We start from the raw sequence: 15,426 nt of genomic DNA, 5'->3' as shown, positions 1-15,426 counted from the left end.
CGCCAAGGTTTCTGGCATGATGCGCGCGTGCAAGACGAACGATTCCCCGCGGACGCGAGCGACGCCGAAGCCCGACGACGGGCTGCTCGAACGCGGCTGGCGAGGATCCAGAAAGCGCAAGAGGACGAGGTCCCCGCGATCAAGGAAGGACTCGCCGCAGGCCTCCAGCAGCAGGAAATAGCGGCCCTTCTCAAGGTCTCCCGGGAAACGATCCGACTCCGGCTGAAGTCGGGAAAAACCAGCGGGAAAGCCCGGGATTCCGCAGGTCAAGCAGGGGATTCCCCGACTGCAACGCGGCCCGGGGAGGACGGGGAAACCGGGGAATCCCCGGGAGCGCGCCGTCCCCACGAGCAGGTTGGCGGGGAGGCTTCCCCGGGGACGGGGACACCCGAATCGCCGGGGAGCGAACCCGGGATGGCGGGCTGAGTCCACGCGCCGCGGCGACGGGGACACCTCCCCGCGGCGCTACGCTGAATAGGCACCCCGTGTGCATCCTCTACGCGGAGGACGCCCCCGGTTTGGCCACCGGGGGCACGCGCAGAGGATCACCCCCGCGTAGAAGGCAGGTCCGTCATGGACGAGCGCGCAGAAGCCCTTGCCGCAACGATCAAGCGGAAGCGCACGAAAGTGAAGCTGACCCAACGGGAATTGGCCGAACGCGCCGGCCTGAGCCTCGGGACGATTCGAGCGCTGGAACAGGGCTTGCGGTCCGGGTCGATCGGCACTCTTCAGGCTGTCGCCCACGCACTCGACGTCACTATCGCCGATCTGCTGGCGAAGGCGAAGGCGCTCCCTGGAGAGACTCCGGACTCAGGCATTGTGGCGATTCGGCGGGTGCTGACCTCTGTCGACGACCTCCTTGACGACGTTGTCGAAACCGATGAGCCGGTCAGTCTCCGAGCAGCATCGCGAGATTCCACCTACGCGTGGGGTGCCTACTGGGGTGGCCGGTACGAGGAGCTGTCCGCGCTGCTGGCGCAGGCGATGATTCGCGCCCGCGCGGCCGAACACGCCAGCGCATCCAAGGATCGGGAGGCCGTAGCGGACAAGCTCGCCCAGCTGTATCAGGTCGCCAGCTGCACGCTGGTGCATCTCGGGCACCCGGACACGGCATGGCTGGCCTGGGATCGGGCAAAGCAGGCCGCCAAGCGCGGCAGTGATCCGCTTCGTGTTTCCGCGCTCCAGGGCAGTGCCTCGTGGCTCTTGCTGACTGAAGGTCGGTACGAAGACGCGGTGAAGGTGGCGATCAAAACCGCCGAGAAGATCGAGGTCGATGGAAAGTCTTCGCTTCCGCAGCTGTCCGTGTACGGCCAGCTGATGCTGTCCGCGGCCACCGCCACCGGGCGCAACATCAAGTTGCGCACCCGCGCCGCGAAGGCGGACGACTTCCTTCAGGAGGCCCGCGCTATCGCGGAGCGGACCGGCGAGCGCAATGACTACGAATCCGCCTTCGGGCGCAACCAGGTGATCATGCAAACCGCCGACGTTCAGGTGGTCACTGAGCAGTACTCCAAGGTCTTGCGGACCGCACGGCAGATGCCCCGCGACGCCGGCCTCCCGTTGGCAGCTCGCAGTCGTCACCTCACGGACGTCGCTTTGGCGCAGACCCGGCTCGGCATGGACGACCACGCGTCGAACACCGTCTTGTCGATCTCCGCGAGCGCCCCAGACTGGATCAGTCATCAGACCTTGTACAAGCATGTCGTGGGCGAGCTCGATGCCCGGCTGATGAAGACCCCGCTGCATGAGCTGGCGCAGAAGATCGGCGCAAACAGCGAAGAGTCATAACTTTCTGCAGTGGACTAGTCCGAAAGAGTAGTGCTACAAGGCGTAGTACCTGCTCAAGGTCAACCGCATTTAACGTCTTCGCCGTGACCAACGACGAGCGTTCTACCAGCGCAAACGAGGCTCCCCGAGCCCCGATGCAGCAGGCATGCGCGGCGTCGTTCTGGCCTGCCGACCTCGTAACCGACGTCTGGCGCTGGATCGCGGATACGCGTCTGGTGACCGGCGCCGAGTGCCGGCCTTGGGGAACAGTCAACGACGATGCGAAGGCGGGGCCGTCATGAACGAGCCCGTACCCGTCGGAATCCGCTCACACCTCGCCCTCCGACACGCGTACCTGGCCGACCAGCTCGCAGACCTGGAGAAGCGGCTCAACATCGAGATTCGGCCGGTGTGCCACCTCGGTGTATCGCTTCCTGGGCCGTCTCACATCTTCGACATGGTCGGCAGATGGCCGTTCAAGAACCTCGGCAACAACTTCGTCGCGTGCCTAGGGTGCCGGTCCTGGTTGGCCACCCACCCGTACGTAGTCGTCGTGAACGGCGAAACCGTTGTCGTCCACGGTCTCTTACCCCAACCTCGGGCTCCCCGAGAGCGAGTAGGAGGTCAGCAGATGCTGGCCACCCCCTGAAACAGCCTCCGGCCCGCGCCAGATCCGCGTCTCTCGATGCGGTTCGTCCTCTCCCAAGAGCGCGCGGACCGGAGGTCTCCAACCCCTCTCCGTCTCAAGGTCCGTGGGTTTCTTCAGCCCGCTCCTCTCCTTGAGACCACGGAGATGGGCACGGTGCACGGACGCATGGGGATGCGATCGCGTGCACCAAAAACCGATCCGAAGTAAGCGCTCCGGTCGGTCGTCAGGCGCTCCCGGGGACCATGCATCGCCCCGGGAGCGCCCTACAACTTCATCCGCCCTGATCAGCCTCCTACCACGGAGGTGCGCCCGTTCCCTCGAATTCCGGGTTACACAGCTGACGGAAGCCGAGAAAAACGGGCGGGTGCACAGATCTCTGCTCCGTAGCGGGGCTCGTGTGCACCAACCGGCCAACCGAGATCCAGTCTCGGGAGGGTCGGTGGGCGCTCCCGGCCTCCCGACCGGGAGCGCCCAGAACTTCACAACTCCTGTGAGGGCAAGGTTCGGCCCGGCTCCGTTCAGACCCGTGCGGACTGGGCCGCCAGGGAACCCACTCGCAGGAACGAAGGCGACTGCCACGCCAACGCAAGGCCCCCCATTGGCGTGACGGAGACCTTCACCCGCTGGTCAGGACCAGCGGTAGCGCCCCCGGGGCTTCCCACCCTCCGGGGGCGCTCCTACTTTTCCCGGTCTTCCACCGCGGCTTCCACGACCGGCTCAACATCCGCCGGCCTCCCCGCCTCGGTGCTCAGCCGCTCATATCGGCGCCGGATCAGCTCAAGCAACTGGTCCGAGCCTTCCGGCCACCGCAGCCGCAACGTCCGCAGCCGAGACTGAGCCGCGGCCTTCGACGCCCTCGCCGCCTCGCCCAGCGTCTTGTGGTCGACGCCCCGCTCGTGCGAGTAGAAGAACGCCCAGTCCTCGGCGGCCTTGAACGCCGCCAGGCACCCGTGCAGCTGCGCAAAGAGATCGACGGCGTCCTCAGCCGTGCTTTGCCACGCCGCCTCGGGCAGTGAGAGAACACGCCGAAGGATTTCCACCTCGTCCGGCAAACCGAGCTGGTCGAACAGGCTGGAACGCTCCATAAGGCGCGAGGGTATAGGGCCCTATACCCTCGCGCCTAGGACAAATTTTCCTGTTCAGCCGGTCGCGCGACCCCTGGATCGTCCATTGTGGAGGCTCGCTTCGCTCGCGCCAGGACGTCCCTCAGGGTCCTCCTGGACACGTTCGCGGGGCGCCTCACGCAGTGCCTCGGCGTAGCGCGGACCCCGAGGAACGCCAGCAGCAGCCCGGATTTCGGCGATCCTGGCCGCGCGGCCCTCGTCGACGTCGGCCTCCGGAGCGGCGCGGCGGGCGCGGACCTTGGCCAGGTCGGGCACCTGCTCGGCCGGGGCCGCGGACTTCCAGGTGATGCGCAGCTGCACGCCCGCGTCGGCGGCCGCCGCCTCGAAGGCCGCAGTGAGCATGATCCGGCGAGCAGCATCCCGCGCCTCGACGAGCCCGGCACCCTGCGCCTGGTGCTCGTCGACGAGCGGCTGGAGCTTTTCCTTGGCCGTGGCATCGAGAAGCGCACGGAAGGCCCCGGTGACCAGCGCGTTCTGAGTCGCCTTCTGGTTCGTCCACCACAGCAGCCGAGCGAACTCGTTCACGGTGTCGTCGTCGCCCTCGAAGTTCGGCGAGATCACAACTTCGCGAGGGGTCCTCTTGTGGTCACCTTGCTGGTGACCACCTTCACGAGTCACAGGATTTGGCGAGGTGGGTTCATCAGCAGCAGACCCCAACGGGGTCTGCTTGCGCTGGGGGTCCGGGGGGAGCGTCCCCCCGGTGTTCTTCTTAACCCTGGTCTTCTTGGGTTGGTCTTCTAAAGAACTCCCGGAACCTCCGGTAGTGATGGGCCGGTTGTCGCGAGCAGCAGATTCCCCCTGTTTCGCCTGGTCAGGACTACCGGCCTTTTGGGGAGGTAGTGCGCCGCCTGGATCTTGTTCGGTGTTTTCGCTGGTCAGGACTACATCCCCATTGGGCACGTGGTCAGGAGCAGGGGTTTCGCCCGCCGCCGGATCAAGGGCGACGCCGGCCTCGTCGACCGGCGCGGGCAGCTCGGTGGCCAGGTTCGCCTCGTGCTGCTCCTGGGCGTAGCGCGCGAGGATGACGGCGATCTCGTCCGGCTTGTCGGTGACCCACCACGGGTACGGACCCAAGGCGCCGGAGATGTCCTTCCCGGCTGCGTTCTTGGTTCCCTTCGGGTATCGGGTCCGCTTCCCCCGGTAGACGTATCCGCGCTCGCGCAGCTCCTTCAGCACGGCGCGGACCTTCTTGATCCCGTCCGTGCACTGGCTGGCGAGGAACTCCTCGGTAATGACGAAACCCTCGGTGTGGCTGAGGAGGTTGGTCATCATCCCTTTGCCCGCGAGCGACAGCTGGCGGTCTCGGGCGACGAGGTTCGCGACGATCGTGAAGTGGCTGGCGGCGGTCTCGCCGCGGCGTAGCCCGGCCATGAACTCGTCCGGAGACGGAACCGGTGGTGATTGGATGCTGGTCACGGTGGTCCTTGTGCTGTGGAGCACGACCACCCGGGGTGTCGCTTGCCTCCGGAATCGGGGCTGTGTGACACTTGAGAGGCCGCGCAAAGGTTCGGAAGGCTTATGCAGGCACTTGCTTCACGGCCCGGCTGGAGTTCCCGCTCCGCCGGGCCGAGCTGTTTCTAGGAGGCTTTCGCCTCGTCCTCGCGCTGTGGGCGCGAGTGGATCGCGTAGCTCCAGGTGAGCTGGCCTCGTTCGTCGTGGCCCCGGTGCCGTGTCAGGTAGCCCAGGTTTGCCAGTTCGCGCCGGATGCGCGAGGCCTTCGTCAGACCGATGCCGGTCCCCTCGGCGATCGACTCCACGGTGATGCGTTCCGGTGCGACCTCGCACAGCCACGCGAAGAGACCACGAGCCTCCAAGGAGAGCTCGTTGTCCCGTGCCGCGTGGGCGGGAGTTGGTCGTTCGGTGATCATCTCCACCCTTTCCCCTGGTCAGTCCATCTGTCGCGAACCCTAGCGTGGTGACACCAAAGCCTGGTTATCTGCCGATCTTCGGCGTGTCGGATCATGGCCGAACCAGCACCGCGGTCGCGTCGTCGTGCTGCTTGAACCGGCGCCCGGAGACCGGATCCCCGACCGGCGGCGACGAATATTCGGCCTCGCGCACCCGCTCGATCAGCCACCGCGGCCCGTGCATGGCGAGCGCCGTCCGCAGCGCGCCCCAATCCCCCAGCTCGAGGAGATCGGTGTACCGGCTGGCGCCATCGGTGAGGATGGCGAACGTGCCGGCCTGGCTGATCGGCACGCTGCCGACGATCGCCTCCTCGACGACGTACGGATCCGCCTGCGCGACGAAGAACCCGCCGGGACTGTTCCGTGCGGCCTCGATCCCCTCGCGGGAATAGTCGGAGAGGCGCGAGGTGCGGTCGTCAACCAGCACGGTGCCGTCCTCCAGCACGATCGGCGAGTCCGCAAGCAGGAGGTAGTACATCTCGTCGTCGACCAGGCGCACGATCGCGACCGTCGCCGAGGGCGACGCGTTGTTCGTCAGGTCGCAGAAGTCGGCGTGCTCACGGTGCACCGTCATGATCGCGTTGCTCAGGACCGCGCGGAGGTTGATGTCTGGCGGCTCGGTGAGCTGTTGTCCGAGCGCGGCCGCGAGGTGTTGCACGTACCAGGCGACGGAGTGGTCGCATCCGGAGTCGATCCCGGCCGGGGCGGTGGCGCCGTCGAGCACGACCACCCAATCCGGTCCCGCGAGGACGTAGTCCTCGTTGATCCGGCCCGGTTCGGGCGACGGCTCGGTGGCGTAGGTGACCTGCACGAACGTGCTCCTCAGTCCTCGAAGTTGAACGAGTAGGCGAACTTCACCAGCAGAGGGTGCCGTACGCCGAGAAGGACTTCGATCGGCCGGTCTTTCTGGTCGTAGACGGTGCGGGTCCAGTCGATCACCGGCATCTCGTCTGGGAGGTCGAGCAGCTCAGCCTCTTCCTCGGTCGGCTCCAGCCTGACCACGATCTCTTCAATACCGTGGGTCGGCTCATACCCGGCTTCGTGGAGGCGGGCGAATCCGCCGCCGGGGCCGGTGTTCTCCTCGCGCAGCTGCGGGACCGCGTCGGCGATGGCCAGCGGGTAGTAGCTGTCCGCGAGCTGGTTCGGCATCTCGTCGATCAGGGTGCGGCGGCGGCGAACCCAGACCTTCGCGCCCGGCTCGATTTGGAGTCGTTCGGCCACGTACTCGGTCGCGTCGACCTCCGCGAGCTCGCGGACCTCCTGCTCGACGCTGTACTTCTGGGCGCCGGCCTCGCCTTCGAGGATCGCCTGTCCTGCGTGCAGCCAGACCCGGCGCCGGTAGCGATCGGTGCCGTGATGCCGCAGTGGCGGAAGCTTCCTCACGAACGTGCCGAGACCCTGGCGGCCGACCAGTACACCCTGTGCCTTGAGCCTGTCCAGTGCCCGGCGCACCGGCTCGGCTGATGAGCCGAACTCCCTCGCCAGGTCCGGGATCGGTGGAAGGGCATCACCCGGCTCGTAGATACCTTCGGCGACTCTCCGTCGAATCTTGTCGACGATCTGTAGGTAGAGCGCCCGTTTCTCGCTACTCATAGTGGGCACCTTAACGCCTACCGGACAGTCTGCATACAGACTCTTGATCTTTTGGCCACAAGGACGTAACTTGTCAAAACATGGACAGTCTGCATGCAGACCTAGCAGTCAAGGGAGGTGAAGTGATACCGCCCGCCGAGGACCACGAGCCAGACGGCGAGTCGGTCGCCGAATTCGGTGACGACTCACGACACCATTCCGGCATGACCGAAACTCCAGTCGTCGATGCAGTCGACCCCGCTGTTGATCAAGAGAAGAAAAGGCAAGTGCCCCTGGCGGTCAAGGTGGGAGCCTGGTCCCTGACGGGCGTAATGGGCTTCATTACCGTGATCATGCAGCTGGGGTTCTACAAAGGGATCGACAAACTCACGGTCGTCCTCAGCGAATCACTGATGTGGGTAATCCCCCTGTGGCTCTTAATTCCGTTCGCCGTCGAGGGGTTGACCTGGACACTCGGTGCGATGGCAACCAGTGCCGTCAAGCAGGGCACGGGTCAAGAACAGCGCTACCTGAACCTCATGTGGCTCTCCGCGGTATACGCGGCGACGATCAACATCATCCACAACGTCAAGTCGGTCGAGGACGTTTGGACCGGCGTGCTGATCGGCGGCATGTCCCTGCTCGGCCCTGGCATCTGGCACGTCTACGTACGCTTCACGCACAACGTGGCGAGCGCGAACAAGACGTCACTGCTCGCGTTGGCTCAGCGGCTTCGGCAGGGGGGGTTGTACCGGCGCGCGGCCAAGATCAGGCCACTGTTGATGTGCGACGAGCAGACGGCATGGACCATCGCGATCGCCTACAAGCCGAACCAGGTCAAGAAGAAGCTAGGTAAAGCCTTGGCGGGCCAGCTGGATACCCACGGCCTGTACGTCGGCATGGAGATCGCGCTCCCGCGCGCCCAACGAGTCCTGACGCTTTCCTCTACCGGCCTGGTCGACGAGCTGGCGTTGGAAGCTGCGAAGCCGAAAACCAAGGCCTCCCGCCGCGAGACTGTCCCGTCGAAACCGCAGGTCAAGGCCCCGCCGCAGCGTCGACCGATCCAACCGACGCCCGCGTCGAAGCCAATCGAAGTGCCGAAGGCCACCGACCAGCAGCCCGAGCAGGCCGCCGACCCGGCACAGCGCATCGAGCGGCAGGACGACACCGGGACGCTCGCTCCCGTGATCAGTATCAGCGCCGGACAAGAGGGCGCTGCGCAAGAAATGCCGCTCGACGAGGTGCTGGCCCTCCTCAACCTGCCGGAAAAGAAAGAAGCCTGTGTTCGCGGCTTCTACCAGCTTGAACAGGAGCTTGGCAGGCCGCCGTCGCTCTCCAAGGTCGATGACTTGGTGGGTACGACGGACTACGCCAAGAAGGCGATGAAGGACTTCCGGACCGCCCTCGAACAGCACTCACTCACACCAGCACAAGCCAGCGGGTAACCCCGCGCCCTGGAGGAACGGTCATGACTCAGCCGAGCGCCCCGGCGCCCGACATCAAGCCTCAGCAGAAGGCCACCCCGAAGAAGACGCCCCGCCTGGCCACGCCGGGCAGGGTCCGGACCCGGAACCTCGGGATCGGCGTCGGGGCCCTCGGCGGAGTCGCAGCAACAACGCAATCCCTGCTCACCCTCGGCCCCACCACCACCGCGATCGGCGGCGCGACCGTCGCCACTCTCGCCACCGGGGCCGTCATTGCCGCCAAGAGCCGCCGTCGATCTGGCGCCAGGCGCCGCAGCACGGCGGCAGCGCCCGGCAGCGCCGCGCGTCGCTCCCTCATCGCCCGCGGCCGCGCCCGCGCAGCCACCAACGCCGCCCGTCGCGCCACCGCACCGGTCGGCGCGACCCGCCGCACGAGGAAAAACGGCACCCCCGCCATCGCCGGATGGTCCGCCGGACGTCGTCCCCGTACCGGCGCCGCCACGCAGCGCGCCCTCGCAGGGCAGAGCGCCCGCAACGGCTTCTGGAAACCGCTCGGCCCGCAGCGTCGCAACGCGCGCGGCCAGTTCGCCTCCGGCCACCACGCCCGCGGCACTCGGCAGCCCGCCAGCGCGAAAGCCGCCCGCAAGGCCGCAGCCGCCCGCCGTCGCGCGGCGGCCGCGATCGCACCCGCCGCACGCCGGACCACGCCATCCCGCCGCGCCGCCACCCGACTTCACCGTGCGGAAACCCGCGCGGCGAAACGCCGCACCCGCGCCAGCCAGCGCGCCGCGCAGCGCGCCTACGACACCGCGCAGAAGCGACGCGGCCGCCGCATCCGCAGCGACAACACCGCCCGCGACCGCCGGTACCGGCAGAGCCGTAGCGAGGTCCGCAGCATCGAGCGGTTCGCCAAGCGCATGGGACGGCTCGGCCGCCGGATCGCCCGCCTGCACCGCGGTCCGCTCGGGCGCGGCACCGCCGCCGCCTGGATGTGGACCGCGACCAAGGTCGGCAACGGCGTCCGGAGCGGCTCCGTCATCCAGGCCCTCGTCGCACCGTTCTCCGACATGTTCATTCGGCGCCCGCCGGTCGCCTTGCCGCGACCGGCGCCGATCCCGGCCGCCGCGATCCCGGCCCCGGCTCCACCGGCCGACCCCCTCGGCATGAACCTTCCGCCCCATCCCCTCAAGGGAACCGGGCGAGGCCGCGCACCAGCTTCCCCCTCCGTTTCACCAGCACCAACGCCCGTCTTCGGACCTGGATCCGGATACGGACTTGTACGAAAGGACCCCACCGTGACGAACCAGATGGACTGGAGTGCCGTCGCTGACCAGATCCGCACCTGGCAGCCGCAGACTCCCGAAGACACTCAGCGCTTCCTTGACTCGCTGCCCGAAGGTCTGAGCGAAGTCGCGGCCGCCTTCCACGCCAAGGGCGCCGAACTCGCGGACACGTTGCCGTACGCGGCCACCACCGCGGACGGCCTCGACGCCCTCGGCAACGTCATCAGCGCCGCCAGCAGCGCGGCCGCCCCCCAGCGAGGCGACTTCGACAACGCCCACTCCACCGAACTCGACTTCCGCGACAAGACCGAGAACAAGCCGAACGCCCAGCACTGGATCGACAGGGCGTAACCCCGACCCGGAGCCGGACCTGCCCCTCGCTGGTCCGGCTCCGCCTTGCCCACCAGAACCACGCAGAGAAAGAGGAACCCATGCCCCGCGCCCACGACGAACCGCACACGCTGCCCAGCGCGTTCGCCTACTCCGTCGCCGGAGGCGCCGGGACGTGGGCGTGCAGCACCTTCCTCCTCACCAACATCGAGGACATCGCCGCCTGGCACGTCGCGGTCGGCGGCGCCGGCCTGACCGGTCTCGCGGTCTTCGGCGTCCACCACCTCTTCCGGCAAGACCGACGCACCACGGGGCTGTTCCGTGGCCTGGCCAAGACTGTCGCGGTCGCCATCGGCGCCGGAGCCACAGCCTGGACCACCTGGGCGCAAACCACCGGACACCCCAACAGCCTTGCCAGTCTCGGCGCGCTCGTCGGCGGAACCGCGCTCACCTGGTACAGCACCGGCCTCATGACCCACTGGCTCGACGTTCGCGACAGCCACCACCACGCCAAGCTCGAGGAGGAGTACCAGTCCGCGAACATGAGCTTCTGGGATCAGGTCCTCGCCCACACCGGCGTCCGCGGCGCCCGCACCAACACGCCGACCTACGACAAGCTCGGCAACGAGACCGTGGTCATCAACGTGCCCAGCGACTCCCTCAAGGCCATCACCACGGCCGGTATCGAGGAGAAAATCGCGATCGAGGCAAACCGGATGGCCGACCGTTTCGAACTCCCGGCCGACGCCATCAAGCTCTACCGCCTTCCGCAGGCAGGCATGTTCCAAATGCGCGTGGAACGGACCCCGGCCTCCGCCGTGCTCGCCGAGACCATCCCCTACGTGCCTGAGCAGGGCCCGATCGATATCGCCGAAGAGTTCTCGATCGGCCGGTGGGAAAACGGCGAACCGATCATGATCAACCTGCTCAAACTGCACGTCGAGATCGTCGCCCAGACCCAGGCTGGCAAGTCCAGCCTTCTGAGCATCCTGCTCGACCGCATCGCCGCCTCCTTCAACGGGACGGCGTGGGTCGGCGGGAACTGGAAGGTCAACGACCTTCTGTCGCCGTTCGTGGAGCCGCTCCGCCAGGGCTATCAGCCGACCGTCGGCTACGTCGCCACCACCACGAACGACACGTTGGAAATGCTGGCTTCGGCTTTCGAGGAAGGCGCCCGCCGCTACACCATCCCCCGCAACCAGCGGCCTACCAGGCCGACACGGGAGATGCCCGCGATCTTCGCCATCATCGACGAGGCCAGCTACCAGCTGCGCAGGAACGAGAAGGTGCTCTGTCACGACGGTGTGATGCGCACCGGCTCCGAGTTGGTCGACCTGCTGTCGCGAGGCACCACCGGCGTGTTCGTGCAGGTCATCCTCGCCACTCAAACCGCGACCGTGCCGGACTACGGGAACTTCGGTGGAGCCATCAAGAAGCAGCTCAGGCTCAAGATCGTCATGCGAACCGAAGACCCGGCCGAGCTGTACCGAACCATCCCCAACCACACCCGTGACATGAACGTCGCGAAGCTGGAGTACCCGGGCGTCGCCTACATCAAGCTGGGCCACGTCGTCCCGATGGCTGGGAAGCTCGCCTACCTGGATACGCCCCTGATCCCCCAGCTCGTAGTGCTGCGGCAAACCACTCGGGTTGACATTCCGGATGACGCTGGCGCCTTTCTCACCGTCGGCCAGCGATGGGAACGGCCGAAGGTCGAGGAAGGCCAGCCCGAGCCGGAGCCGGTCCTGGTGCAGGCCTCCGCGTGGCAGCGTCGATGGATAGGGAGCGTCGACGAGTTCCTGGAGTATGTGCACTCTGGCCGCCGCCCTGCCGCGACCACTTCGGTGGCCGCGGCCGCCGTCGCCAACGCCGGTCGACGTCGACCCGAGGCCGAACAGCCGAGGTCGATCGAAGACGCCCTCAGCGCACTCGGTGCCGTCGCCCGGCGCCACCGCACCGAAGTGCGCGAGCAGGAGTTCAAGAAGGTGCTCGACGCCGACGACACCGCGATCGCCGACACCTTCGCCGAACTGACTGCCGACTTCGACCAGCCGGTCCCCGAGCCGCTCCCCGCCCTCATCGCGGCCTTCCCCGACCGTGAGTTCGTTTCGACCGAAGACCTCGCCAAGGCGGTCGGCATGGAGTCGGCCGCCCTCGGCCTGCTGCTGTCCCGTCCCCCGTTCTCGATCACCCGGGACAAGCAGGCGGTGCGCCGTCCCGAGTACGACGGAAAGCCCACGAGGGGCTTCTTCATGGCGTCGCTTCGGGATGCGGCCGAGGAGTTCCGGACGGGGAAACGTCCCCCTGCCTAGCCCCTATTGTCAGGTAGTCAACAGCGCTGTTCGGGGAATCCGGACGGCGCTGTTTCGTCCCCGCCGAAGTGGCTCCGGGGACGTCGCGGGGAACCGGTCCCCGAACCTTGTCCCCTCTCTCTCGGCGCCATCCGGTGCCTCCTCCCCGACTGGCGGGGGACGCACCCCTCAGTGCCTCCCGTCGACCGTCCCCGGAAACCGGGGACGGGTGCCGCGGGCTCGATCGGCGGCCCGGGGAACCGTCTCTGGAACCCGTCAAGGGATCGGCCTCGACCACTCCCGAAGGACGTCTCCGGCGTCGGGAATCCCTCGCCCCCGAGGCCGGCGGGGAGAGCGTCACCGAGCGCCCGCGAAACCGGGGACCGCGAGGTGTCACGGGTGTCACGACTCCCCCACGCGAACGCCCGGAAAGTCCTCGAAAACTCGTCGAAAACAGTCCCCGCTGGTGGAGACCCCATCCGCCCCGTAACGCCGTTTTCGACCCGTCACACCCGATACCCGCAGGCCGTGCCCGTGACGGCACCCGCAACACACCCGGAACGACCCGCGACACCCGTCACGGGTGTGTTGCGGGTGCCGTCACGGGTCGCCGAACCCGAGCCGGGAACACGGCCGCACAAGCTCCCCGGAGCCAAGAGCGCCGTTCGGGGACCGGCCCAGCGATCCCCACGGGGAGGAAGCCGGGCCCGTCCCTGACTCCCGGCAGCAACCGGGGAGGGAATCGGGGAATGTGGCCTCCACCTGCGAGTCCCCGAATCCCCGAGGCAGGTCTTCCCCGCCTTCCCCAAGTCCCCGAGCGGTGTCCCCGAGTCGCAGGGACGCCTCCCCGTCGCGCGCGTCCCCGGATCCGGCAACGCCGGGGACGAGGTCCCCGCAGTCTCCCCGCGAGGCCCCGGCGCGGGGACAGCCGCAGACGCTTCCCGTCCCCGCCCGCGCTCCCAACACGGGGAGAAGCGACCCGCCTTCGGGGACACATCCCCGTCCCCGAAGCGCCGCCGAGTACCCACCGGCTCAAACACCGCACGGCAGAAAGCGCCTCCGTTAGAGGACTTACTGCCAGCACCCCTTAGTCGGGGACTGGGCGGCCTCCTTCGGGGACAGGTCACACCACCGCTCCCGATCGCAAGGACTCTCCCCGTGGCCGTCCTGGAGACGCCGAAAGGCCCCCCGCACCGAACGGTGCGGGGGGCCTCAACGGTCAGCCGGGGACGGCGGACGGGGAACCGGATCAGTCGCTCGTCGCGCCCTTGGCGGGCCGGACGGCGGTGGCGCCGGGGACGGTCTCGGCGTCGGCGCGCAGCTGCCGATCGACTCCAGAGATGACGTCCGCAGCGATCCCTCCGGCCGGGGTCGACTTCACCTTCTCGATGACCTCCCCGACACCAGGGAGCCGGGCGACCGAACCGGCGGCGTCCTCGACGGCGGTCAGCGTCTTACTCGACACGTGGACGCCGAGGACCTTCAGCAGACACAGCACCCCGGCGACGAGCGCGCCGACGAGACCAGGCCGCCAGTCGGTGGCGATGCCGACGTGAAGCGCGTCGGACACCTCCCCGGCGGCGACGGTCCCGCCGAGCGCCTGGAACACGGTCCAGAGCACGCGGTCGACGAGGTTCATGAAGAACGGGGACAAGAGATACCTCCTGTGGGATCGGGGTTGGGAGCTCCGAAGAGGTGAGGGCCGGTCGGCCCTTGACCATCGGGAGAGCGGAGTGATGGGGATGACCACCGAGATGTGGTTCGCGCTGGGCATCGGCGCGGCCAGCAACGTGATCGGCACGGTGCTGGGCGCGATGGCGGTCGCCTGGCTGCATCGGCGCCGCTGACGTACGGCCTGCGATCTTCGAGGGCGCCCAAGCCGTCCAAGAGCGTCCAACTCGAATCACTACTGGCCGGTACGGTTGTAGGGTTCGACGTGTCGCTGCATGTGATGCGGAGCGACACAGAAACCCTGGGCCTACTGCTTGCGGCAGCCAGAGCGTCAGGGCATCGACGATTCGGCCGTTGCCGCGGTCGACGTCGCAGGCGCCCCGAAGACCACGGTCTTCGGGGCGCCTGCCGTTAGCCGCGCGGCTTCACCTGGATGAAGACCGACACCTCGGTACCGCAGCTGTACTCGATGTGCGCCTTCGTGGTGCCGGACGGAACCCTGATCGGCTCGCCTTCCTTCACCTCGACGCGCCACTGCACCGGGTCACCGCCGGTGCCCTTCCCGTTCTCGGCCGTCCAGTTGTAGATGTGACCGCCAAAGACCGTGGACTCGGCGGCGAACACCAGCGTCACGTCGTAGTCGGGCGGGAGCGCCAGCACCTTGCTACGGGTGGTCGGCGCGGCCGGGAGCGTGACCATGCAGTCCTCCATCATCTGAATCAGGGCGGCACGAATCGCGGCCGCGGTTCCAGGGGTTGGGTTCGGCCGATCACCGACGAAGACAGTGCCCTCGTCGATGTTGGCCAGGACGTCGTCGAGGTCGACGTGTCCAGCGATGCCGGGCACGCGACCCGCCGAGGTGTACTGGTGGACCGCGGCCTGGCCGCCCTTGTAGTGGCGGATCGAGTGTTGGGCGCCGTTGTTGACGCCGTACTCGGCCGCCCATTCCAGGACGTCGGCGCCCGGCACGGTGATCTCCCAGGCGCGCATCGCCTGGAGGTCGGAGCCGGAGCCGTAGAGCAGGTTCTTCGCCAGCTGCGGGAGCCGGTCGTTCAGCTGCGTGAGGAAGCGGCGGATCCACGCCTGCGCGGCCGGGCCCTTCGGCAGCGAGTGGTCCTCGTAGTCGAGCGCGGGCGCCAGGTCGAGCGCGTTGAGCCGGATCAGCTCGTTCGCGAAGGCGTTCGCCTGCGCGACCGGGTCACCGCCCAACGCGTAGTGGTAGCCGCCGACGCGGGCGCCGGCTGTGCGGGCCCCGGCGACGTACCGGTCACCACGGACGCGGGCCGGTCCGTTGCCGTTGGTGAGCTTCACGAACACACGGCGAACACCGCTGGAGACGACCTGTGGCCAGTTGACCTGGCCCTGGTACGCCTCGTAGACGTCGATCGCTCGGTCACCCAACGGGCAC

12 protein-coding genes are annotated in these 15,426 nt (G+C 67.7%); 5 read left to right on the top strand and 7 right to left on the bottom strand.

All coding sequences use genetic code 11. The features are described from left to right. Positions 1 to 573 precede the first annotated feature (573 nt). Positions 574 to 1,788, top strand: a complete 1,215-nt coding sequence (locus ACZ54P_RS38050; RefSeq protein ID WP_465466468.1) for a helix-turn-helix domain-containing protein — start codon at positions 574 to 576, stop codon at positions 1,786 to 1,788. An 83-nt stretch (positions 1,789 to 1,871) separates the two neighbouring features. Then, a complete protein-coding gene (locus tag ACZ54P_RS38045; RefSeq protein ID WP_465466467.1) occupies positions 1,872 to 2,069 on the top strand; it encodes a hypothetical protein in 198 nt (65 codons plus the stop codon). A gap of 1,024 nt (positions 2,070 to 3,093) precedes the next feature. On the opposite strand, the gene ACZ54P_RS38040 is transcribed toward ACZ54P_RS38045, so the two are convergent. From ACZ54P_RS38040 to ACZ54P_RS38020, 5 genes are all read right to left on the bottom strand, one after another. Next, positions 3,094 to 3,501: a hypothetical protein gene (locus tag ACZ54P_RS38040; RefSeq protein WP_465466466.1), complete on the bottom strand. Its 408-nt coding sequence runs from the start codon at positions 3,499 to 3,501 to the stop codon at positions 3,094 to 3,096. 54 nt (positions 3,502 to 3,555) lie between these two features. Then, positions 3,556 to 4,956 carry a hypothetical protein gene (locus tag ACZ54P_RS38035; protein ID WP_465466465.1) on the bottom strand — a complete coding sequence of 467 codons (1,401 nt, stop codon included), beginning with the start codon at positions 4,954 to 4,956 and terminating at the stop codon, positions 3,556 to 3,558. A 161-nt stretch (positions 4,957 to 5,117) separates the two neighbouring features. Further along, on the bottom strand, positions 5,118 to 5,408 hold the full coding sequence (locus ACZ54P_RS38030; protein ID WP_465466464.1) for a helix-turn-helix domain-containing protein: 291 nt from the start codon (positions 5,406 to 5,408) through the stop codon (positions 5,118 to 5,120). 91 nt (positions 5,409 to 5,499) lie between these two features. After that, positions 5,500 to 6,258, bottom strand: a complete 759-nt coding sequence (locus ACZ54P_RS38025) for a protein phosphatase 2C domain-containing protein (RefSeq protein ID WP_465466463.1) — start codon at positions 6,256 to 6,258, stop codon at positions 5,500 to 5,502. Between the two features lie 11 nt (positions 6,259 to 6,269). Beyond that, the gene (locus tag ACZ54P_RS38020; RefSeq protein WP_465466462.1) at positions 6,270 to 7,040 is read right to left on the bottom strand and encodes a GntR family transcriptional regulator; all 771 of its coding nucleotides are present in this window, start codon (positions 7,038 to 7,040) and stop codon (positions 6,270 to 6,272) included. 80 nt (positions 7,041 to 7,120) lie between these two features. Between ACZ54P_RS38020 and ACZ54P_RS38015 the strand changes: the two genes are divergently transcribed. The 3 genes from ACZ54P_RS38015 to ACZ54P_RS38005 all read left to right on the top strand — a co-directional run bounded on the left by ACZ54P_RS38015 (position 7,121) and on the right by ACZ54P_RS38005 (position 12,368). Then, on the top strand, positions 7,121 to 8,464 hold the full coding sequence (locus tag ACZ54P_RS38015) for a hypothetical protein (protein WP_465466461.1): 1,344 nt from the start codon (positions 7,121 to 7,123) through the stop codon (positions 8,462 to 8,464). Positions 8,465 to 8,487: 23 nt separating this feature from the next. Continuing rightward, the gene (locus ACZ54P_RS38010; RefSeq protein ID WP_465466460.1) at positions 8,488 to 10,077 is read left to right on the top strand and encodes a hypothetical protein; all 1,590 of its coding nucleotides are present in this window, start codon (positions 8,488 to 8,490) and stop codon (positions 10,075 to 10,077) included. A gap of 80 nt (positions 10,078 to 10,157) precedes the next feature. After that, positions 10,158 to 12,368, top strand: a complete 2,211-nt coding sequence (locus tag ACZ54P_RS38005; protein ID WP_465466459.1) for a hypothetical protein — start codon at positions 10,158 to 10,160, stop codon at positions 12,366 to 12,368. Positions 12,369 to 13,596: 1,228 nt separating this feature from the next. On the opposite strand, the gene ACZ54P_RS38000 is transcribed toward ACZ54P_RS38005, so the two are convergent. Both ACZ54P_RS38000 and ACZ54P_RS37995 read right to left on the bottom strand, forming a co-directional pair. Beyond that, entirely contained in the window at positions 13,597 to 14,001 is a 405-nt protein-coding gene (locus ACZ54P_RS38000) for a hypothetical protein (RefSeq protein WP_465466458.1), read from the bottom strand. Between the two features lie 428 nt (positions 14,002 to 14,429). Then, positions 14,430 to 15,419, bottom strand: a complete 990-nt coding sequence (locus tag ACZ54P_RS37995; RefSeq protein WP_465466457.1) for a glycoside hydrolase family 25 protein — start codon at positions 15,417 to 15,419, stop codon at positions 14,430 to 14,432. Positions 15,420 to 15,426: the final 7 nt, after the last annotated feature.

The organism is Amycolatopsis sp. NPDC034160, assembly GCF_055575355.1.
This window is presented reverse-complemented; position numbering and strand designations above follow the sequence as displayed.

What these genes read in the sequence shown, in the direction of transcription:
- ACZ54P_RS38005 (WP_465466459.1), top strand. Translation starts at nt 10,158, where the DNA reads ATGCCCCGCGCCCACGACGAACCGCACACGCTGCCCAGCGCGTTCGCC.
- ACZ54P_RS38015 (WP_465466461.1), top strand. Translation starts at nt 7,121, where the DNA reads ATGGACAGTCTGCATGCAGACCTAGCAGTCAAGGGAGGTGAAGTGATA.
- ACZ54P_RS38030 (WP_465466464.1), bottom strand. Translation starts at nt 5,408, where the DNA reads ATGATCACCGAACGACCAACTCCCGCCCACGCGGCACGGGACAACGAG.
- ACZ54P_RS38020 (WP_465466462.1), bottom strand. Translation starts at nt 7,040, where the DNA reads ATGAGTAGCGAGAAACGGGCGCTCTACCTACAGATCGTCGACAAGATT.
- ACZ54P_RS38010 (WP_465466460.1), top strand. Translation starts at nt 8,488, where the DNA reads ATGACTCAGCCGAGCGCCCCGGCGCCCGACATCAAGCCTCAGCAGAAG.
- ACZ54P_RS38040 (WP_465466466.1), bottom strand. Translation starts at nt 3,501, where the DNA reads ATGGAGCGTTCCAGCCTGTTCGACCAGCTCGGTTTGCCGGACGAGGTG.
- ACZ54P_RS38050 (WP_465466468.1), top strand. Translation starts at nt 574, where the DNA reads ATGGACGAGCGCGCAGAAGCCCTTGCCGCAACGATCAAGCGGAAGCGC.